This is a genomic window from Congregibacter sp. (assembly GCF_965660375.1).
In the GTDB taxonomy this organism is placed as follows: domain Bacteria; phylum Pseudomonadota; class Gammaproteobacteria; order Pseudomonadales; family Halieaceae; genus Congregibacter.
In genome coordinates this window covers 24,960-46,133 of the sequence record NZ_CBFHZO010000131.1, presented here as the reverse complement: position 1 = coordinate 46,133, position 21,174 = coordinate 24,960, and the positions used below count along the sequence as shown (strand labels likewise).

Here is a 21,174-nt window from a genome sequence, read left to right as displayed (position 1 = left end):
CGCAGGAGACTGGACATTAGGCGGTACGAAGCCTTTCCAGGCGCAGCCTCAGACGCTGCACCCGCTGTTCCAGGCGCTCGCTGCGCTCACTGAGCTGCTGAACATCCTCGTAAAAATGCTCCAGGGCCAGCTTGGGCGGTGCAATACGTGCTTCTTCCAGGGCAAACTCTTCCAGCTGGCGCCGAAGGTTCTCGCCGGACTGCCGGGACCAGTGGAACGCCGCGCTGAGCATGCCCGCCAGTTGGTGGCCGGCAACGTCGCCAAGGCCCGAGACCAAAGGAGCCTCCCAGTCGATGTCCAGATCATTAAACACGCGCTGCATATCGATGAGCGTGCTGCTGTTGCCTTCCAGCTGGATGCCGCCATTGATCAGTGCGGCAGCGGGATCTTCTGCCTGGGCCAGGGCGGCAAAATCCTGGGCCGTCCCTGTGACGCGGGTGGTCACGGGGCCATCGTGCACACCCTGAAAGCGCAGTTCACCGCTGGCTTCGCTGTGCAGATAAAGCGTGATGGCGGGTTTGGTGCATTCAAGAGCCAGCACGCGACCGGCAATGGGTTTGAGCGCCTCGATGCTGTGGGGCGACAAACGCAGTGCCGCATTGGCAGCCGCTTCGGCAGCGGCCAGTCCCGCGGTGTGGATCGTGGGCATACGAATGTCGTTCATGGTCAGTCTTTGACGCCGCGGTGTACGGCCACCACACCACCGGTCATGTCGTGGTAATCACAGCGGGCAAAGCCTGCGTCTTCCATCATTTGGCGGAGCGTTTCCTGGTCCGGGTGCATGCGGATGGATTCGGCGAGGTATTGATAGCTCTCGGAATCCCCGGCCACCAGCTTGCCCATAAAGGGCAGGACACTAAAAGAGTAGGCATCGTAGGCGCGGCTCAGCAGGGGGTTGCGGGGCTTGGAGAACTCGAGCACCAGCAGGCGACCACCGGGCTTGAGAATTCGCAGCATGGAGCGCAGGGCTCTGTCTTTGTCGGTGACGTTACGCAGACCAAAAGCGATGGTGATGCAGTCAAAGTGATCATCGGGAAAGGGCAGATACTGGGCGTCCGCCTGGACATAATGAAGGTTGCCGCGGACGCCATTATCAATCAGCCGGTCGCGGCCTACCCGCAACATACTCGCGTTGATGTCCGCGAGCACCACCTCGCCCTCGTCGCCGACCATGGGTGCAAATTTGGCGGCAAGGTCTCCCGTGCCCCCCGCGATGTCCAGCACGCGATTACCCCGACGAACGCCGGAGAGTTCGATGGTGAAGCGCTTCCAGATTCGGTGAACGCCGGCGGACATAAGGTCGTTCATCACGTCGTAGCGGCTGGCCACGGAATCAAAGACGCCGCGGACCATACCCGCTTTCTCTTCAGTCTTGACGTCCCGGTAACCAAAGTGTGTTGTGTCTTCGTCGCTCATGCTCTACATCCCAATTGCGAGGGCGCATTGTAGCTTGTAGTCTGCTGATAAGCAGTGCTTGTTCATTGGTCGTCGGCAGAATCCCCAGGGTGCTCCCCCGGCAATAATTCTCCTGATTCAGGGAGAGGTCCAGAGATGTCACTACAGGTAATAGGCGCTGGTTTTGGCCGCACGGGCACTATGCCCACAAAGGCGGCTTTAGGGCGACGGTGGATTTTCCTGCCTGTACGCAGTTCGCCGTGATTGCCGGGCATGTCCCCGACGCTAAAGTTGTTTTGAACATGTGCGACCCGGATCGCTGGTTCGATTCCACCCAGGAGACGGTTTTTTCCAAACCCTGGATAGATTGGTTGCCAAGCTCCGATGCCGGCGCCTACATGAAGGCGACCATCAATGATTACTTTGACGGGCGAATGCATGATCGGGAGCATCTCGTGTGTCGCTATCATGAGCATGTGGCTGCAGTGAAAGCGTTGATTCCCGAGGAGCGTTTACTGTGCTCTGAGGTAGCTCAGGGCTCAAAATGCAGGACCTGCGTATCCGGATCCCGAGACGCGCCTGCCTCGGCAAGATCATCAAGATAGGCCTGCCACAGTGCTGACTCCTGGGTGCACAGGCGATAGAGATAGTCCCAGGTATACAGGCCGCTGTCGTGGCCATCGTCAAAGAGCAGCTGCAGGGCGTAATGCCCCACAGGCTTAAGGTTATTGATCGCGACGTCACGCTTGCCTGTTTGCAGAACAGCCTGAGATGGATGATGTCCCCGCACCTCTGCCGAAGGGGAATAGACCCGCAGATATTCCCAACTCAGGCTGTAGCGCTCGTCGGCGTACTCAAGTTCCAAAACCCGCGATTTTTTGCGCAGGCGTAGGTGGATGGGACGGGGGGCGTCGCTCATAGGTCCTCGATTACAGAATGAACTTTGACAGATCTTCGTCCATCGCCAGATCTGACAGCTGTGAATCTACATAGGCGGCATCGACGGCCAGCACGCTGCCACTGAGGCCATCATCGGCGGCCTTGAATGAGGCGTCTTCCAATAAGCGTTCCATGACGGTGTGCAGTCGTCGGGCGCCGATATTCTCCGCGCTCTCGTTGAGCTGCCAGGCAAGCTCGGCGATGCGTGCAATACCGTCTTCGGTAAACTCCAGAGACATGCCCTCGGTGCCCAGCAGCGCACTGTACTGCCGTGTGAGCGCTGCATCGGGTTCTACGAGTATACGTCTGAAGTCCTCGGGCGACAGCGCCGCAAGCTCCACGCGGATAGGCAGGCGACCCTGAAGCTCGGGAATCAAATCCGAGGGTTTGGACAGGTGGAAGGCGCCGGAAGCGATAAACAGAATGTGGTCGGTTTTGAGCATGCCGTATTTGGTGCTCACGGTGCAGCCCTCGATGAGCGGCAGCAGATCCCGCTGGACTCCTTCCCGGGACACATCGGCGCCGGCGGTCTCGCCCCGCTTGGCGACCTTGTCCAGTTCGTCAATAAAGACGATGCCGTTTTGCTCCGCCGCCTGCACCGCCTGCTGTTTGATTTCATCTTCATTGACGAGCTTGGCGGCTTCTTCATCGCACAGCGCGGCAAAAGCTGCTTTGATGGGCATGCGGCGGCTTTTGGGTTGGGAGCGGGCCATGTTCGAAAACATGCTCTGGAGCTGGTTGGTCATTTCTTCCATACCCGGCGGCGCGCTGATCTCAACGCTGCTGGGAGTGTTGATTTCCAGATCGATTTCTTTTTCGTCGAGCTCGCCCTCACGGAGCTTTTTACGCAGCAGCTGGCGGGTGCTGTCACCCTGGCTTGCGGTTTCGCCCTTCCCGTCGCGGGCGCCTGGGAGGAGAATATCCAGAACGCGTTCTTCGGCAGCTTCTTCAGCCCGAAAGCGCATCTTGTCCATGGCCTGTTCGCGGAGCATTTTCACCGCCATTTCTACCAGATCGCGGATGATCGATTCCACGTCGCGACCAACATAGCCTACTTCGGTGAACTTGGTGGCCTCCACTTTTACAAAGGGCGCGTTGGCCAGCTTGGCCAGGCGCCGGGCGATTTCCGTTTTGCCGACGCCAGTAGGGCCGATCATCAGTATGTTCTTGGGCGTAATTTCCGCGCGCAGGATTTCTTCCACCTGCATGCGACGCCAGCGGCTGCGCAGGGCATTGGCCACGGCGCGCTTGGCGTCCTGCTGGCCAATGATGTGCTTGTCCAGCTCGTGGACAATCTCTCGGGGAGTCATATTTGACATGTTTTGGGTCCGGATTTGGCTGGGATCAAAAGTCGAGCTGTTCGATGGTGCGCTGCTCGTTGGTATAAATGCAGATGTCCGCGGCGATGCCGAGGCCTTTCTCCACGACTTCGCGGGCGCTGAGTTCGGTGTTATCCAGCAATGCCATGGCCGCGGCCTGGGCAAAGGAGCCGCCGGATCCGATGGCAATGAGATTGTTTTCTGGCTCTATAACATCGCCGTTTCCGGAGATGACGAGGGAGGTTTCCTTGTCGGCCACGGCGAGCAGGGCTTCGAGCTGCCTCAGCGAGCGTTCCGTGCGCCAGGCTTTTGCAAGCTCTACCGCCGCGCGGACCAGCTGGCCGCTGTGTTTCTCAAGCTGCGCCTCGAAAAGCTCAAAGAGGGTAAAGGCATCGGCAGTGCCTCCCGCAAAACCCGCGATTACCTGATCTTTATACAAACGGCGCACCTTCCGTGCGTTGCCCTTCATGATGGTGTTGCCCATGGAGACCTGGCCGTCTCCGCCGACGACAACGCTGTTGCCCCGGCGCACACACAGGATGGTGGTGCCTCTGAATTGTTCCACGGTAAATTCCTTCGCTCTTGAACTACCGTTATGGGGGCGCGGGAGGGAAGTTCAAGCGCCCTGCCGGAGCTGGTTCCAGCCTTACCCGCGATTGCGCTGGATAAGCAGGGTGTCGATATCCTGCTGGGCGGTGAGACTTCGGGCTTTTGCCATGGCAGAGCGGCTTTCGAAGGGCCCCAGAACCACGCGAAACCAGCGCCCGGTGTCACCCTGGGTGTCTTCCACACTGGGATTGAGTCCCAGGAGCAAAAGTTCGCCGCGCCGGCGATCGGCATCTGCGGCCTGACGGAAGGAGCCTGCCTGGAGTAAAAACTGTTTACCGGTGCCGGCACTTCGTGGCTTGGGAAGATCCGCCGGGTCCACATCGACGGTGATTTCCTGGTTGGGGAGCACCTCGAAAAATTCGTACTCCGGCTCTGGATTACTGGCCTTGGGACGGTTCGCAAGCTGCGGTTCGGCTCCGTTCTCCGGTGGCAGGGAGACGAGGTAGAGCAAAAAGGCGAGAAACAAACCGGTGGCAACGCCGGCCCCATACCAGCGCAAGCCGCCGTGGCTTTCGGTGGCCGTATTGTGGCGACTTGCGCCGCGACTGCTTCTCCGTTTTGGGGCCTTTGCCATGGGGACTTACATGCTCTCCGGAGCCGAGACGCCGAGCAGGTCCAGACCATTGGCGATCACCTGTCCCACAGCAGTGGTCAGAGCAAGACGAGCGCTGCGCAGTTCCCCGTCATCAATGAGCACCTTGTGGGCATTGTAGTAAGCGTGGAACTCTCCAGCCAGGTCGCGAAGGTAATTGGCGATCTGTTGGGGCTCGGCACTGGTGCCGGCCCGGGTCACAATCTCGGGAAAACGCGCCAGCTGCTTGAGTACCTCCACTTCCTGGGGTTCCACCAGGCGCTCCAGAGCCAGGGTTTCGGGGTCCAACTCTACGGACAGGCCGGCTTCCAGGAACTTGCGACGAACGCTGCACACCCTTGCATGGGCGTACTGGATATAAAACACAGGGTTGTCGTTGGATTGCGACAATGCCAGGTCAATATCGAAGGTCAGCTGGGAGTTGGGCGAGCGCGCCACCAGGAAGTAACGCGTGGCATCGCGGCCCACTTCATTGATGAGATCGCGAAGGGTGAGGTAGCTGCCGGCGCGCTTGGAGAGCTTGACCTCCTGGCCGTCGCGCATGACGGTGACCATCTGATGGAGCACGTACTCCGGCCAGCCCTCGGGAATACCCTCGTCCAGAGCCTGCAGGCCCGCACGAACCCGGGTGACGGTACTGTGATGATCCGCGCCCTGTTCGTTGATCACGCGCTCAAAGCCCCGGCGCCATTTATTCAGGTGATAGGCCACGTCCGGCAGGAAGTAGGTATAGCCACCATCCTTTTTACGCATGACACGATCTTTGTCGTCCCCGAAGTCCGTGGTGCGCAGCCAAAGGGCGTCGTCACTGCTGTAGGTGTTGCCGCTCTCCACCAGTCGATCGACGGTGGTGGTGACCTCCCCGGACTCATAGAGCGATGATTCAAGAAAGAATATGTCGAAAGCTACGCCGAAACTTTGCAGGTCGAGATCCTGCTCCCTGCGAAGCCAGGCCACGGCAAATTCCCGAATAGCGTCGAGGTTTTCACCATCGCCAGTCGCGGTGACAGATTTATCGCTGGCCTCTACGCTCTCTCCCGCGAGATAGGCCTTCGCAAGCTCCGCAATATAGTCGCCGCGATAGCCGTCGTCGGGCCAGCCGTCATCGTCCGGGGTCAGTCCCTTGCAGCGCGCCTGCACAGACAGGGCGAGGTTATTAATCTGCGCGCCGGCATCGTTGTAGTAGAACTCCCGCACCACTTCCCAGCCGCAGGCATCGAGAATTCTGGCGAGGCTGTCGCCAACCGCGGCGCCTCGGCCATGGCCCACGTGTAAAGGCCCGGTGGGATTGGCGGAAACAAACTCCACCTGTACTTTGCGACCCGCACCGGAGTCATTGTGTCCATAGCGAGAGCCCTTGCTGAGTACCTCCAACAGTGCCGCGGCCTGACTGTCTTTGGAGAGAAAAAAGTTAATGAAACCGGGGCCGGCGATGTCCGTACGATCGATAACAGAGTTGTCGGGGAGGGCATCGCAAATAGCCTGCGCCAGCTCCCGGGGTGGCATCTTCAGAAGCTTGGCCGTCGCCAGCGCAATATTACTGGCCAGGTCGCCGTGGGCGGCATCGCGGGTCCGTTCCACCTGAATCTCGGGTGCCGTGATGTCGGCCTGGCGAGCGGAGATAATACTTTGCAGTGCCTCACTGAGCAGCGCGGCAACGGTGTCTTTCATGATGTGGTTCCGTAAATGATGCGCCGTGATTGGCGCGCTATCTCATTATCCCGCTTCGTTCCCGCCTTTGCCAGATTTGCCGCCGCGTTTACAAAACGTCGCTGGGATCGACGTCAATAAACCAGCTGAGCTCCCGGGGCTTCTTCAGCTTTTCGGCACGCTCAACCAGCAGTCGGGCAGCCGCCATAGCACTTCTGCGCGAGGCAGCTAAACACCAGAGCTGCCAGCGAAAACGCCCTGCCCGCCGGGGCATTGCCGAGGGTAGGGGGCCAATCAACTGGCAATCGTTCGGTAGGTGCTGCCTTGCTTCTCTATATACGGTGCGCAGAAACGCTTCGCCATCACCCTCGTTTCGGGAGTCACTGCGCAGAAGCATGAGTTGGCCATAGGGCGGGAGTCGGGCGCTTTGACGCTTTTGCAGCAGTGAGCTGGTAATGGCCTCGAAATGACCGTCCCGCAATGCACCGAACAAGGGATCATCGGGATAGTGGGTCTGTATCAAAACCCTGCCACCGGCGGATTCCCTTCCCGCGCGACCCGCCACCTGCACCACTAACTGGGCCATGCGCTCCTCACCGCGAAAATCGGCACTGTAGAGAAGGGCATCCGCATCAATAACACCTACGAGCTGGACCGCGGGAAAGTGGTGCCCTTTGGTCAGCATCTGCGTTCCCAGGATCACACAGGGCTCTTCGCTTTGCGCTACCTCAAGGAGCGACTGCATGGCGTCCACGCCGCGCATGGCGTCGCTGTCTACCCGATGGACAGGGCAGTGGAGTACCTTGCGCAAAAAATCCTCGGTCTGTTCAGTCCCCAGGCCGTGGGTCAGGAGGGAGGTGCCACCGCAGTCCGGACACTGCGGTGGCAAGGCACGCTGCGCGGCGCAGTGATGGCAGCGAAGACAACGCTTGCGCAGATGCACCGTGAGTCGCGCGTCGCAATGATCACAGCCGGCAACCCAGCCACAGCTGTGGCACTGGAGCGTGGGGGCAAACCCCCGGCGGTTGAGAAAGAGCAGTGCCTGACGTTTGTGTACCTCAACGGTCTCGCGAATAGCTGCCATGAGGTAATCACTGATGCCGGCGTTGAGCTGTAGGCCCCGCAGGTCCACGGTCTGGAGCATGGGCAGCTCGCCGCCTCCCTGGCGACCCCGCAGAAAATGGTGCTGGTAGCGTTCCCTGCGGGCATTTTCCAGAGACTCCAGCGAGGGCGTGGCACTGCCAAGCATCACCGGGCAGCCTTCAAGCTGTGCACGTTTGACCGCCACGTCCCGCGCGGCATAGCGAAAGCCATCCTGCTGCTTGTAGGAGCCGTCATGCTCCTCATCGACGATGATGAGACCCGGGCGGGCGAGGGGCGTGAATATTGCCGAGCGCGTACCCAGGACAATGCCCGCGGTTCCGGACTGCGCAGCCTGCCAGGCAGCAAAGCGTTGTCTGTCGGACAAACCGGAGTGGAGCACTGCCACGGGGGCTTGGAACCGCGCTTCGAAGCGTTCAACGGTCTGGGGCGTGAGCCCGATTTCCGGGATGAGCACCAGAGCCTGCTCGCCGCGGGCCAGGCAGTTGGCAATGAGCCGCAGGTAAACCTCGGTCTTACCGCTGCCGGTTACCCCCTGCAGCAGATGGCAGCTAAAGCTATCCCACTTTACCGCTGCGACTGCCGTCGCCTGTTCCTCGCCAAGGGGAGGGCCTTCTTCTTTCAGCGCTGCGCTGGGCAGGCCCGTGGAGACCCGACAGCGCTCGATGAGATCTTTGGAAGCTAGCTCTCGAAGCACCGCGCTGGAGACGCCCGCTGCTTTGAGTGTGACGGGCAACTGTTCGCCGGTTTGCAGCAGAGTTAGCGCTTTGGCCTGGGATTTGGCGCGGCTTAGTGCGCCGTCGGGCAATCCCTTACCCCGGGTGGTGAGGCGCCAGTGCGTCTCGGACAGGCCGCGCCCCTCGCGCAGCGCCTTGGGAATCGCCGCACTGAAGACTTCCCCCAGGGGGTGTTGGTAATACTCCGAGGACCATTTGCACAGGGCGATGATGCTGGGGCTGAGCACCGGCTCATCGTCCAGCACTGTCAGTGCCGGGCGGAGCTGCTTCACATCGACACTGGCCTCCAGGGCCACCTCCAGCAGGATTGCCGTGATCTCCCGCTTGCCAAAGGGTACGCGCAGGCGCACCCCCGGACTCAGGGAGTCCGGGTTCTGGCCCTCGGGCGCGAGATAGTCGAAGGGTCTTCGCAGGGGCACGGGGGCCGCTACGCGAAGCACCGCAGGTTGTTTGCTTTGGGTCACGATGGGGCGAGAGCATAGCAAAGCACCGAGCGCTCCACGGCGGAATCTGCGCCGCTTTTCATCGCCCTAAATGCCGTATTGCACGCAGCGCTGATTCTGCTAAACTCCGCGCCCCGTTTGCCTGCCCCTGGTGCCTAACGCCCAGCAGCAGGTGACTCCCGGATGCGGTGCCTGGCATAGCGCGAACTGCTTTAATCAAGCAGCCTGCGTGGGTTCGGGTGGCGGCATCAACATACTGGAGATACACCATGAAAGCTGAAATTCATCCCCGCTACGAGGACGTGACCGCGACCTGTAGCTGTGGCAACAAGATCCTGACCCGCTCTACGCTGGGCCAGGACTTCAACATCGACGTTTGCTCTAACTGCCACCCGTTCTTTACCGGTAAGCAGAAGATCGTAGACAGTGGCGGTCGTGTAGATCGATTCAAGAAGCGCTTTGGCGCTCGTGGCTCCGCTCGATAACAGGAGCCCTGCCGCGGCGTTTCGGCCGTAGCAGAGACGAAAAACCCGCCGGCTCACTGTCTGCGGGTTTTTTTTGTGCCCGTCCACAGGGTCCCTCAGCTGTCGCTCTCGCCTCCCCGCATACTAAATGTTGTGGTTCTTTATGAAAAAGTTGCCATATTTGGCCTTTTCAGGCGTATAGCTGTCTCAAAACCATTAGCTATTAGGTACAGTGTCCGCCTAAGCGATATGCCCTCCCAGAGCACAGGTATAGAGGATTGATGTATGACCAAGATGGAACTGATTACTGGTGGAGCCCCGGCAGCCGTTGATGTGCCAATGCAGGAGACCTCGGTCGAGATCTGGGCGGAGAAGTATGGGCTCCGTGATCATGAAGGAAATTCCATCGACGGCGATATGAGCGGGTCTTTCAAGCGCGTTGCCGCAGCCCTGGCCAGGGTTGAGACCTCCGATCAAGAGGGCTGGAAAGAAAAGTTTGAGTGGGCTCTTCGCAACGGAGCGACTCCTGCCGGGCGCATCATGTCGAACGCCGGCGCAGAGAAGTACAAGCCCAGTACGTCCACCATCAACTGCACGGTGTCGGGACCGATCGGCGATTCCATGGACGGCATCCTCCAGGCGAACCTTGAGGCCGGTTTGACGCTGAAGGCCGGCTGCGGGATTGGATACGAGTTTTCTACCCTGCGGCCCAGCGGCGCCAACGTGGCGGGAGCCGGGGCCGAAACCAGTGGTCCGCTGTCGTTCATGGAAATCTTTGACGCGACCTGCAAGACCGTTTCCAGCGCGGGTGGGCGACGAGGCGCACAGATGGGCACCTTTGATGTATCCCACCCGGACGTATTTGAGTTTATTCGGGCCAAGCGTACGGACGGCATGCTTCGCCAATTCAATCTTTCGCTATTGATCACCGATGAGTTCATGGAGGCCGTCAAAGCTGAAGGTGACTGGCCTCTTGTGTTTCCGATCAAGGCGGACACGCTTGAAGATGCCGAGAAAAAAGCGGGTGATCGCGGAATCCTGTGGAAGCAGTTCCCGGTCACCGATGACTATCTTTGCAATGAGGTGGGGGAGGTTGCCTGCAAGATTTATAACGTCGTCAAGGCGCGAGAGCTTTGGGACGAGGTCATGTCGCTTACCTACGATTACGCTGAGCCCGGTTTCATTCTCATCGATAAATACAATGTAATGAACAACAACTGGTTCTGCGAAAACATCCGCAGCACAAACCCCTGTGGGGAACAGGGGTTGCCTTATTACGGATCGTGCCTGTTGGGCAGTGTCAATCTGACGCGCTTCATTACGTCACCTTTTACAGATGTAGCGGCCTTTGACTGGGATAAATTCCGAGAGGTAACAGCGATTTTCACCCGCATGATGGACAACGTGGTGGAGATCAATGGACTACCTCTTCCGGAGCAGGTTGAAGAGATCACTACGAAGCGTCGCCACGGCATTGGCTACCTCGGCTTGGGGTCAGCGGTGACGCTGATGGGTATGCGTTATGGATCTGAAGAGGCTGTAGCGTTTACTGATCGCGTTAGTCGTGAGCTTGCCGTAGTAGGTTGGAAGGTTGGCCTCGAGCTGGCGAAGGAGAAGGGTGCGGCCCCCATCCTGGACAAGAATCATGATGTCACCGGAGAGATGCTGCACGCGCGGCCAGAAATGATGGCCGACGGGTTTAAGCTGGGCGACAAGGTGCCCGGGCGAGTATTGATGGCTCGCTATAGCCGCTACATGCAAACTATCGCCGAAGTAGAGCCGCAGCTTGTGGCTGACATAGAGCAGCATGGCGCACGGTTCACGCACCACAGCTCCATCGCTCCCACAGGGACCATTGCGTTTTCTTTTGCCAATAACAGTAGCAACGGTATAGAGCCCAGTTTCGCCCATTCGTACATGCGTAACATCATCAAGGCGGGCAAAAAGACCAAGCAGCAGACGGAGGTTCAGTCCTTCGAGTTACTGGCTTACCGCCATCTGGTTAACCCGGAAGCGGATCCCTATGCGACGGAGGGCCCTAACAAGCTGCCCGACTATTTCATTACCACCAATGATATTTCGCCAAAAGAGCATGTGGATATGCAGGCGGCATCTCAAAAGTGGATCGACTCCAGCATCTCCAAGACGGTTAATGTTCCCACGGAAATTCCCTATGACGCCTTCAAGGACGTTTACATGTACGCCTATGAGCGTGGACTTAAGGGCTGCACCACGTTCCGGTATAACCCGGAGGCATTCAGTGGCGTCCTGGTGAAAAAGGACGACCTGGAAAACACAAAGTACGAGTTCACCCTCGAGGACGGATCCACTATTCAAGTGGCCGGCACCGACCAGGTGGAGTACGACGGCGATACGCACTCCGCCTCCAACCTCTTTGATGCATTAAAAGAAGGTATGTACTCGCGGTTCTAGAGCGATCCCCTCGCCCATTGTTTACTACGCGGGCCGCGGGCCCGCATTGATCAGAGGCCAAAAGCCATGACTGTAAAAATCGACAAGAAGATTACTGGCTGGAGCGTCGTGAAGCCCGGCGAGACTGATGCGCCAAAAGAGGAAGCGCAAGTTATTCAGATGCACGAGAAGATCAAGCGTCCCGAGCATCTCCATGGATCAACGTACAAGCTCAAGGCTCCAAATATAAAGCACGCCCTGTACGTGTCCATTAATGACATTGTGCTCAATGAGGGCACCGAGCATGAAAAACGGGCGCCCTTTGAGATCTTCATCAACTGCCGCGATATGGATAACTATCAGTGGGTGACGGCCCTCACGCTGGTCCTGAGTGCCATTTTTCGTAAAGGCGGTGACGTCACATTTATCATCGACGAATTGGAGCAGGTGTTTGATCCGAAGGGTGGCTACTTCACGGGTGGGCGTTTCGTCCCTTCTCTCGTCGCCGAAATCGGCATCATTATCAAGCGTCATATGCGGTCTATCGGCCTGATAACTGAAGAGGTCATGGATGAAGCGCAGCTGGCCTATCTGGAAGAAAAGAAAGCCCAAGTAATGGATGCTGATCCAGAAGAGTCCGGCTACCCAAAAAGCGCTACTCTGTGCAAGGCATGTTCTGTAAAAGCCGTGATCATCGACGGTGGCTGCGCCACGTGTTTGAGTTGCGGCGACAGTAAGTGTTCTTAGCGGCCGCTTTGCCGTCAATCTGTGGTGTTTTGTGTGCCTTTAATCTGTCCCTCAAGGAAAAGTCCTTAAGGAGAGCGCCCCTCAGGGCATGGCAATGATGGAGGAGATCGTCCCCTCCCGCCGGGGGTCAACGCCCCCCTCTAACTCGCCGTCACTGTGGCGCAAGATAACGCTGAGGCCCGAGTTCTCCCCCGCCGATTCCTTGATCTGAAATCCAAAGGCTCGCATGGCCGCGAGCATCTCCTGAGACGCGCGGGCGCTTTCCACTCGAACGGTGTCGCCGCGGGCAACCACGTTGGGCAGGTTTACGGCTTCCTGGGGTGTCAGCCCCCAGTCGATAACTCCCACGAGGGTTTTGAGAGTGTAGGCGATGATGGAATTGCCGCCGGGGGAGCCGGTGGCCATCTCAAATTCACCGTTGCCATTGAGCACGATGGTAGGGGACATGGATGAGCGGGGACGTTTACCGGGCGCGGGATGGTTGGCCACCAGCACTCCCTCGTCATCCCTGGGCTGCTTGGCAAAATCTGTAAGCTGGTTGTTGAGGAACATGCCGCCGGCCATGCGCGTGGACCCAAAAATACTCTCCACCGTGGCGGTCATGGACACCGCGTTACCCCAGCGGTCTACAACGACGAAATGGGTGGTACCCGCGTAGTCGATGGTGGTGTCCTTGCCCGGCAGTGAGGCGGTGCGCTCTGGCTGGAAGGCCCAGGGGTCACCGTTTGCTACTGTTTCTTCGGCACCGTCAGGGTTTATGAGGTTAGCGCGCTCGGCCAGGTAGTCGCGGTTGAGCATGCCGCTCAGGGGCACGGGTACAAAATCATTATCGGCGACATAAAAATCCCGGTCGGCGTAGGCCAGGCGCTGGGCCTCGGTAAACATCGCCCAGTCGGTCATTTCGTCGCCGGTGGGGAAGGACGTCGCTTCCAGCATGCCCAGGGTCATGGCGACCGCGACCCAGGAGGACGGCGGGGGAGGACCGCAGAGCGTGCGTCCGCGATAATCCATACACAGGGGTTCGACTTTGCGAGCGGTATAGTCCGCGAGGTCGCCCAGGCTCAGCGTACCTGCGCGGGGTGCGTGATGGGCTGCGGCCACCATCTCTTCGGCGAGAGGACCGCGGTAAAAATCTGCAGGGTTCGCTGCGATCAATTCCAGAGTGTTGGCGTATTGGGGATTTTTAATGCGATCCCGGAGCGTGCCACTCTCGTCAAAGAAGTAGTGGTAGGCATCCAGCGGCCCCTGGTCCTCGCTGCTGGGAATCAGGCGCATGCCGTACTTTTCAAAGAAGGACGCCAGTCGCGGTGAGACGGTAAACCCCTCCCGCGCCAGCTTTCTGGCCGGTTCGAAGAGTGCCTCCCAGGGCAACTGCCCCCGCTCGTCATGGGCCAGGGAAAGGAGGGAGACCATGCCCGGGACGCCAATGGACAGACCGCTGTTTTTGGCCTCCAGATAACCGTAGCGTTGGCCATCCTCCTTCAGAAACATATCGCTGTGGGCCCCCGCCGGCGCCTTCTCCCGTCCGTCGTAGACTTCGACGCGCTTATCGGCAGCATGGTAATAGACCATAAAGCCGCCGCCTCCGAGGCCGGAGCTTTGGGGCTCCACCAGACTGAGAACGGATTCGATAGCGATGGCCGCGTCCACGGCATTACCGCCGGCGCGGAGTATTTCCTCGCCGACGCGCGTGGCCACAGGGTTGGCGGTGACCACCATCGCCGCGCCTGTGCTCTTGCCTGCACTTTCGCCGGCACTGTCGTTTTCTGGAGGGGCAGGAGGCGCACAGCCGTTCAGTACCAGTGAGAGCGGCAGGAAAACCAGGGGTGCGAAGACCAGAGAGCGCAGGGCTTTGGAGGTAGAAAACATAATCGAATCGCTGTCAGTTAAAGGGAGCGACGGAAATTCCGTCGGCGAACGTATGATACAGCCTATAATACGCCGCGCTATTCACCTGGTTCAGTAGCAAACAGTCCCATTTAGGAGAACAGAATGCGAAGCATGCCATGGCTGCTCGGTGTCTTGTCTGTATTGGCTCTCAGCGCCTGTGAGGACGTGGAACTCCCCGCCAAGGAGCGCTCCGGCGCTGCGTCTGCCGTGCTGGTGGAGACAGAAATCGCCGAGCTTGCCCCCATTGTTCGCGACGCGGAGTCCGTGGGCACGCTGGTGGGCAATGAGTCGGTTGCGATTACCGCAAAGCTCACGGAGCAGGTGAGTGCGGTGCATTTTGAGGGCGGCGAGTTGGTCAAGGCCGGCGCGGTGCTTGTGGAGCTTATCGACGTTGAGCAACTGGCACTGCTGCGCGAGGCAGAAGCCAAATTGCGAGAAACCCAGCTGCAGCTCGACCGTTACCTGACCCTGGGCAAGGACATCGCCACCGCTGCAGAAATCGATGTGGCCAGAGCCCGCGTCGATGCCAACGCGGCCCTGCTCGAAGCGCTGCGTTCCCGCATCGACGATCGCACCATTCGCGCTCCCTTTGACGGCGTCATTGGTTTACGCCGTATTAGCGTGGGTGCACTGCTGACCCCGGGCACGGTCATCGCCGAGCTGGATGACATCAATCCCATGAAGCTGGATTTCACCCTGCCCGAGCATTACCTGTCGCAGATTGAAATTGGAGACATGGTGAACGCCATAAGTACCGCCTGGGATGGCGAAGTGTTTACCGGCCAGGTCACGCAGATTGGCAGCCGTGTGGATCCCGCTACCCGGGCATTTTCCGTGCGGGCACTCATTGATAACGGCGAGGCGCGGCTGCGTCCCGGTATGTTGATGGCGGTGAACGTGTCCCTGGGTGAGACGCCGGGTATTGTTGTATCCGAAACCGCACTGGTGCAAAGCGGCGCCCAAAGCTCGGTGTTTGTGGTTGACGGAGAGTCCATTGCGCGGCGGGTGACCGTGGAAATCGGGCGACGCATGCCGGGGCTCATAGAAATTCGCTCAGGGCTGTCTCCCGGAGACCGGGTGGTCCGAAATGGACAGATGACTCTCAGGCCCGGGGTGAAGGTGCGTGAGGCCGCCGAGCCGGTAGACGATCCCCTTGCAGGCAATGGAGCATAACCATGCGCCTACCTGAAATTTCCGTTCAGCGGCCGGTGTTTGCCACGGTTATCGCCTTGCTTCTGGTGTCCTTTGGCGTGATGGCTTTTCTGCAGCTCTCGACCCGTGAGTATCCGGACATGTCTCCCGCGCAGGTCTCCATCGTGACGAACTACGAAGGTGCCGCCTCAGATGTGGTGGAGACCCGGATTACTCAGCCTATCGAAGATGAAATCGGCGGTATTGAGGGTATCCGCACTATCCGCAGCAGCAGTGCCGACGGGCGTTCTACGATCACCGTAGAGTTTGAGTTGGGCCGTGACATTGATTCCGCGGCCAACGACGTCCGCGATCGGGTATCCCGTGCCAGTCGTCGTTTGCCCGAGGAGGCAGAGCGACCCCAGGTCACCAAGGCAGACAGCGAAACCACGCCTCTCGTGTACATGAGCGTGGGCGGTGAGGGCATGTCACCCATGGATATCACCGACTACGCCGAGCGCTATATCGTTGATCGTTTTGCTGTGCTCCCGGGCGTGGCCTCCGTACGCGTGTTCGGCGGAGCACCGCGCTCCATGCGCATCTGGCTGGATCGGCAAAAGCTCAGCGCCCGGGAGCTCGCGGTGAGTGATGTGCTGGCCGCTCTGCGGCAAGAGAACGTTGAGCTGCCCGCAGGACGGCTGGATTCCCAGTACATGGAGCTGCCCGTGCGCGTAGAGCGCAGCTACCGCAGTGCCACAGACTTTCGCCGTCTGGTGGTGCGCCGCGGTGATGACGGCCACCTGGTGCGCCTGGCAGAGGTGGCGCGGGTGGAAGAGGGCCCCTCCACCCGTCGGCGCCTGTTCTTTTCCAATGGCGAAAACAGCGTTTCCGTGGGAGTGGTAAAACAGTCCGATGCCAACACGGTGGAGGTGCTCGACGCGGTGCACAAGGAAATGCTTGCCGTGGAGCGGGACCTCCCGGACGGTATGGGCATCGCTTCCTCCGGCGATGCGTCGGCTTTTATCCGCGCTGCTATTAACGGTGTTTACACCACCATTGCCTTGACCATTGTTCTTGTCTCCATCGTCATACTCCTGTTTTTAGGGACTATCCGGGCCACGCTGATTCCTGTTGTGTGCATTCCCGTCTCTCTTCTGGGTGCGGTTATCGCCTTGCAGGCTATGGATTACTCCCTGAACCTCATCACCCTGTTGGCCATGGTCCTCGCCGTGGGCCTGGTGGTGGACGATGCCATCGTGGTGCTGGAGAACATCTACCGCCGCGTAGAGGATGGTGAGCCTCCTTTGCTGGCAGCAGCAGGCGGTGCAAAGCAGGTGGGTTTTGCGGTGATCGCCACTACCGCGGTGCTTCTGGCGGTGTTCAGTCCCGTGATATTTCTGCAGGACGCGTCGTCCCGGCTGTTCGTGGAGTTGGCGGTGACCATCTCGGTCGCCGTGTGTATCTCCTCGGTGCTCGCCCTGTCTCTGGTGCCCATGCTGTGCAGCCAGGTGCTGCGCCGCAAGGAGTCTCACAGCGTGTTGGACAAAGCCGTTGAGGCGGTCATGAGCAAGTTACGATCGTCCTACGAAACAAGCCTGCGTTATCTTCTGGGGCATGCCTGGATGGCCCTGGTGATCGCAGTGCTGGCCTTTGTCATGTTGCCTTTGCTTTTTCAGCAATTGAAGCAGGAGTATGTGCCCGTTGAGGATCAGGATTCGGTCATGGCGATCATCAACACCCAGGAAGGCACGAATATTGATTCCATGCGCGCTGTCATCGAACAATTGCAGCCGCCGCTATTGGAGTTGGAGAAAGCCGGGTCTCTCACCCGCGTGTTGTTTGTCGCACCGTTTAGAAACTCTACATCGACCTCCACGGCGTTCTCCCGGATTTCTATGGTGCCCTGGGATGAGCGGGATTACAGCGCCTTTGAGCTTCGGGATCAGATGGCCGCAACCTGGCGGGATGTGCCGGGAATTCGGGTAATGACCTTTGTGCCCGCGGGCCTCGGTCAGCGGGGACCCAATACACCGGTGCAGTTTGTGCTCCAGGGCCCGGATTACCAGACCCTCGCCGAGTGGCGGGACATCGTGATGGATGAGGCGCGACAGAGCGGTTTATTCGGCATGCTCAACTCGGATCTCAAGGAGACCCAGCAGCAAGTACATTTGCGCATCGACACAGCCCGCGCCGCCTCTCTGGGCGTCAGCGCCCGGGATGTGGCGGAGACTCTTCAGGCATTAATGACGGAGCAGGAGGTCACCACCTATTCCGTGGATCAGGAAGAGTATCCGGTCATCGTCCAGCTCCAGGATAACCAGCGCGCCACGCCCAGCGACATCGGCAACGTCCGGGTACGCAGTGCCAGCGGTGAACTCATTCCCCTGTCGAATCTCCTAGAGGCCGATAACGTGGCGGGTATTGCCGAGCTTCAGCGCTACAACCGGCTGCGAGCGGTAACGATCAACGCGACGCTGACTGCGGATGTGAGTCTGGGCGATGCTCTGGCGTTTCTGGAGCGGACCGTGGATGACAATCTTCCCGCCAATGCCAAAGTCGACTACAAGGGACAATCCCTCGACTACAAAGAGTCCTCCGGTGATATTTACTTTGCCTTCGGTCTGGCGCTGCTGGTGCTGTTTTTGGTGATGGCTGCGCAGTTTGAAAGCTTTATCCACCCGGCGGTGATTATGGTCACGGTGCCTTTGGCCCTGGGCGGTGGTCTGCTGGGGTTGTTTGTCACCGGGCAGAGTTTCAACCTGTTCAGTCAGATCGGGCTGCTCATGTTGATCGGCATCGCCACCAAAAACGGCATTCTTCTGGTGGAGTTCATCAACCAGGTCCGGGATGAGGGCTGGGCTTTTGGCGAGGCTATCGTCAAGGCCTCGGTGCTGCGTCTCAGGCCGGTGCTCATGACCGCGGTGTCCACGATTGTGGGCACACTGCCGCTGGTGCTTATGGAGGGCCCGGGATCTACCAGTCGCAACGTGTTGGGTATCGTGGTGCTTTTTGGCGTAAGCGTCGCGACGCTCTTTACCCTGTATTTGGTGCCCGCAATTTACAGCATAGTTGCCCGGGGCACCGGGTCACCGGAATCCATTGCGCGGGAAATGCGCGAACTGGAGGCGGGGCGCAGGGCACCGCCCCCTGCGGAGGCTCAGAAAATTTCCTGAATGAGGTCGTCGGTGCCGGTAGGGCCGGTGCCTTCTCCTTCTCCCGGCTCAGGGAGATTCTCGGCGCGGAAGTACTCAAAGATCGCATCCCGCTGATCCGAGGGCGCCAGGAGCCCGGTGGCAGGGTCGATGCGCACGTGGATAACGCCCGGCGGCAGGCCCCGGGGTTTCTCCGGGAGCCCCGCCAGTGCCTCACGCATGTAATTGATCCAGATGGGCAGGGCTGCGGTGCCACCGAATTCCCGACGACCCAGGGGAGTGTAATTGTCAAAACCCACCCAGGTCGTGGTTACCACATCCGGATTGTAGCCGGAGAACCACGCATCCATGGGACCGTTGGTGGTGCCGGTTTTTCCGGAAATGTCATCACGCTTTAGCACCAGTGCCCGCCGGCCGGTGCCTTTTTTAATGACGTCCTGGAGGATACTGTTAATAATGAAGTTGACGCGCTCATCCATCACCCGCTTTGGGGCGGGCGGGGCATCGGCTTCTTGTGCGGCGAGTATTTCTTCCATGGAAAGCTCTTCCGTCCCAGGCGCACGGTCGCCCTGTTCACAATCGCTGCATACGGTGGCGGGGCGTGCCTCAAAGACAGTTTCGCCCGCCAGGTCATCGATGCGCTGAATCAGGAAGGGCTCAACCCTGTAGCCACCGTTGGCGAGAATCGCATACGCGCTGGCGATCTCCAGGGGGTTCATGGCATGGGTACCCAAGGCGAGGGACAGGTCCGGTGCAAAGTCCCCGGTATCAAAGCCTAGCTGGTCGGCGTAGTTGATAAAACGCCGCACACCCAGTTGCTGCAGTAAACGTATGGATACCAGGTTACGGGATTTGGTCAGGGCCCAGCGCAATCGCGTGGGGCCAAAGAATTTGCCGCTGTCGTTTTCGGGGCGCCACACGCCCTCCAGAGAGCGGTCCTCCATCACAATGGGGGCGTCATTAATGATGCTGGCCGCGGTAAAGCCCGCATCCAGCGCGGCGCTGTACAAAAACGGTTTGAGATTGGAGCCGGGCTGTCGCTGCGCCTGAGTGGCACGGTTGAACTTGCTCTTCTCAAAACCGATGCCGCCGACGAGGCTCACAATGGCGCCGTTATTCGGGTTGAGGGATACCAGAGCGGCCTGGGCGTCGGGCACCTGGGCAAAGCGCCAGCGCTGTTTGTCGCTGAATTTCACCCGCACGAGATCACCCAGACTCACAACGTCTGCAGGTGTGGCGGGGGACGAACCCATACGATTCTCGCTGATATATGGCCGTGCCTGCCGGAGCCCGTCTTCCCATTCCACACGCACCTGGCGGTTGTCGCGGAGCAGCACGCTGATGCCCGCGTCATCAATGGCGATGACCACCGCCGGCTCCAGACCGGCGATTACCGCTGTGCGCTCAAGAGTCGCAAGCCATTCTTTCAGAGGCAGGGGTGCGTCGGGAGCAAGTTCTTCCTCAAGAAGCTGCTGTTCGGGACCGCGATAACCGTGGCGGGAGTCATAGGTCATAAGGCCATCCACTACGGCGGCACTGGCCACTTCCTGGAGCTCGCTGTCCAGGGTGGTGTAGACGCTATAACCCTCGTTATAGGCCGACATACCATAGCGCTCCACCATCTGGCGCCGGGCCATCTCGGCAGCATATTGGGCTTCCAGAGAAATACGGGCGCCGTGCTGGGTGGCGGTGACTGGCAGGTCGATTGCCGTGTCATAGGTGGACTGATCGATGTAATCCAGCGTCAGCATTCTCCCGAGAATCCAGTTGCGCCGGTCCTTGCCGGCCTCGGGTCCACTGAGAGGATTGTTCCGTGACGGAGATTTGGGAATGCCCGCCAGCATGGCGTGCTGCGCAAGACTCAGCTCGCCCATGCCCTTGCCATAGTAAACCTGGGAGGCGGCTTCGAAACCATAGGAGCGGTGGCCGAGGAATACGCGGTTCACATAGAGCTCAAAGATTTCTTCCTTTGAAAGGCGCCGCTCGATTTCGATGGCGAGGAGGATCTCGTTGAACTTGCGCATAAAGGTGCGATCGAGGGTCAGAAAATAGTTGCGCGCAACCTGCATGGTGAGCGTACTGCCCCCGGAGCCTTTTTCTCCGGTGAGCACCAGCTCTGATACGGCACGCAGCAGCCCACCGAAATCAATGCCGCCATGGGAGAAGAAGCCATCATCTTCAGCGGCCAGCAAAGCCAGCACAAACTGCTGGGGAATCTGATCGTAGGTCAGGGGGTTACGCTTCTGCTCACCAAACTGTCCGATGAGGTCGCCGTCGCGCGTGTACACGCGCATGGGGGTTTGCAGGCGAACGTCGCGGAGGGTTTCGACATTCGGAAGATTGGGACTGAGATAGAGGTAGATGCCGGAAAATAGCCAGCAACCACCCAAAAAGCCCAACACCGTAAGGCGCAGGGGCCAGCGCAGCAATTTCACAGCGTCTCCGGGGTTAAAAGGCTCGCTCGGGTTCGCTGCGCAGCGCCGTCATTGGCGGTGAATTCAGCGTAATTCGCGCGAGACTGTGGATGTTTGTTGATGGTAATTATATGCTTTTTTTGTGTTTTGATTGCATTGTAGGCTATCTTATCGCTTAA

The 21,174-nt window shown here is 59.2% G+C and carries 16 protein-coding genes; 6 read left to right on the top strand and 10 right to left on the bottom strand.

The annotated features are described in order from the left end of the window. Nucleotides 1-16 precede the first annotated feature (16 nt). A complete protein-coding gene (locus ACTG3T_RS14050) occupies nucleotides 17-664 on the bottom strand; it encodes a ubiquinone biosynthesis accessory factor UbiJ (RefSeq protein WP_439102914.1) in 648 nt (215 codons plus the stop codon). A gap of 2 nt (nucleotides 665-666) precedes the next feature. After that, nucleotides 667-1,416 (bottom strand): bifunctional demethylmenaquinone methyltransferase/2-methoxy-6-polyprenyl-1,4-benzoquinol methylase UbiE, encoded by a 750-nt coding sequence (ubiE, locus tag ACTG3T_RS14045; RefSeq protein WP_439102913.1) that lies wholly within the window; start codon nucleotides 1,414-1,416, stop codon nucleotides 667-669. A 209-nt stretch (nucleotides 1,417-1,625) separates the two neighbouring features. Between ubiE and ACTG3T_RS14040 the strand changes: the two genes are divergently transcribed. After that, nucleotides 1,626-2,000 carry a sulfotransferase gene (locus ACTG3T_RS14040; RefSeq protein ID WP_439102912.1) on the top strand — a complete coding sequence of 125 codons (375 nt, stop codon included), beginning with the start codon at nucleotides 1,626-1,628 and terminating at the stop codon, nucleotides 1,998-2,000. Here ACTG3T_RS14040 and ACTG3T_RS14035 read toward each other — a convergent pair. The 6 genes from ACTG3T_RS14035 to ACTG3T_RS14010 form a co-directional block, all read right to left on the bottom strand. Continuing rightward, on the bottom strand, nucleotides 1,928-2,314 hold the full coding sequence (locus ACTG3T_RS14035; protein WP_439102911.1) for a gamma-butyrobetaine hydroxylase-like domain-containing protein: 387 nt from the start codon (nucleotides 2,312-2,314) through the stop codon (nucleotides 1,928-1,930). The two genes, ACTG3T_RS14040 and ACTG3T_RS14035, sit on opposite strands and share 73 nt — an antisense overlap. A gap of 10 nt (nucleotides 2,315-2,324) precedes the next feature. Continuing rightward, on the bottom strand, nucleotides 2,325-3,653 hold the full coding sequence (hslU, locus tag ACTG3T_RS14030; RefSeq protein WP_439102910.1) for an ATP-dependent protease ATPase subunit HslU: 1,329 nt from the start codon (nucleotides 3,651-3,653) through the stop codon (nucleotides 2,325-2,327). 25 nt (nucleotides 3,654-3,678) lie between these two features. Continuing rightward, on the bottom strand, nucleotides 3,679-4,218 hold the full coding sequence (gene hslV, locus ACTG3T_RS14025; protein ID WP_439102909.1) for an ATP-dependent protease subunit HslV: 540 nt from the start codon (nucleotides 4,216-4,218) through the stop codon (nucleotides 3,679-3,681). Nucleotides 4,219-4,299: 81 nt separating this feature from the next. Next, nucleotides 4,300-4,836, bottom strand: a complete 537-nt coding sequence (locus ACTG3T_RS14020) for an SPOR domain-containing protein (protein ID WP_439102908.1) — start codon at nucleotides 4,834-4,836, stop codon at nucleotides 4,300-4,302. 6 nt (nucleotides 4,837-4,842) lie between these two features. Continuing rightward, entirely contained in the window at nucleotides 4,843-6,525 is a 1,683-nt protein-coding gene (argS, locus tag ACTG3T_RS14015; protein ID WP_439102907.1) for an arginine--tRNA ligase, read from the bottom strand. Between the two features lie 88 nt (nucleotides 6,526-6,613). Further along, on the bottom strand, nucleotides 6,614-8,806 hold the full coding sequence (locus ACTG3T_RS14010) for a primosomal protein N' (RefSeq protein WP_439102906.1): 2,193 nt from the start codon (nucleotides 8,804-8,806) through the stop codon (nucleotides 6,614-6,616). Nucleotides 8,807-9,054: 248 nt separating this feature from the next. On the opposite strand from ACTG3T_RS14010, the gene rpmE reads away from it, so the two are divergent. The 3 genes from rpmE to ACTG3T_RS13995 all read left to right on the top strand — a co-directional run bounded on the left by rpmE (nucleotide 9,055) and on the right by ACTG3T_RS13995 (nucleotide 12,408). Next, nucleotides 9,055-9,270 carry a 50S ribosomal protein L31 gene (gene rpmE, locus ACTG3T_RS14005; protein ID WP_439102905.1) on the top strand — a complete coding sequence of 72 codons (216 nt, stop codon included), beginning with the start codon at nucleotides 9,055-9,057 and terminating at the stop codon, nucleotides 9,268-9,270. Between the two features lie 264 nt (nucleotides 9,271-9,534). Further along, the gene (locus ACTG3T_RS14000) at nucleotides 9,535-11,682 is read left to right on the top strand and encodes an adenosylcobalamin-dependent ribonucleoside-diphosphate reductase (protein WP_439102904.1); all 2,148 of its coding nucleotides are present in this window, start codon (nucleotides 9,535-9,537) and stop codon (nucleotides 11,680-11,682) included. 66 nt (nucleotides 11,683-11,748) lie between these two features. Further along, entirely contained in the window at nucleotides 11,749-12,408 is a 660-nt protein-coding gene (locus tag ACTG3T_RS13995; protein WP_439102903.1) for a TSCPD domain-containing protein, read from the top strand. Nucleotides 12,409-12,489: 81 nt separating this feature from the next. On the opposite strand, the gene ggt is transcribed toward ACTG3T_RS13995, so the two are convergent. Next, nucleotides 12,490-14,277: a gamma-glutamyltransferase gene (ggt, locus tag ACTG3T_RS13990; RefSeq protein WP_439102902.1), complete on the bottom strand. Its 1,788-nt coding sequence runs from the start codon at nucleotides 14,275-14,277 to the stop codon at nucleotides 12,490-12,492. Between the two features lie 123 nt (nucleotides 14,278-14,400). On the opposite strand from ggt, the gene ACTG3T_RS13985 reads away from it, so the two are divergent. After that, nucleotides 14,401-15,471, top strand: a complete 1,071-nt coding sequence (locus tag ACTG3T_RS13985; protein WP_439102901.1) for an efflux RND transporter periplasmic adaptor subunit — start codon at nucleotides 14,401-14,403, stop codon at nucleotides 15,469-15,471. A gap of 2 nt (nucleotides 15,472-15,473) precedes the next feature. Beyond that, complete coding sequence (locus ACTG3T_RS13980) at nucleotides 15,474-18,602, top strand: efflux RND transporter permease subunit (RefSeq protein ID WP_439102900.1); 3,129 nt, start codon at nucleotides 15,474-15,476, stop codon at nucleotides 18,600-18,602. On the opposite strand, the gene ACTG3T_RS13975 is transcribed toward ACTG3T_RS13980, so the two are convergent. Then, on the bottom strand, nucleotides 18,587-21,016 hold the full coding sequence (locus tag ACTG3T_RS13975; RefSeq protein WP_439102899.1) for a penicillin-binding protein 1A: 2,430 nt from the start codon (nucleotides 21,014-21,016) through the stop codon (nucleotides 18,587-18,589). The two genes, ACTG3T_RS13980 and ACTG3T_RS13975, sit on opposite strands and share 16 nt — an antisense overlap. Nucleotides 21,017-21,174: the final 158 nt, after the last annotated feature.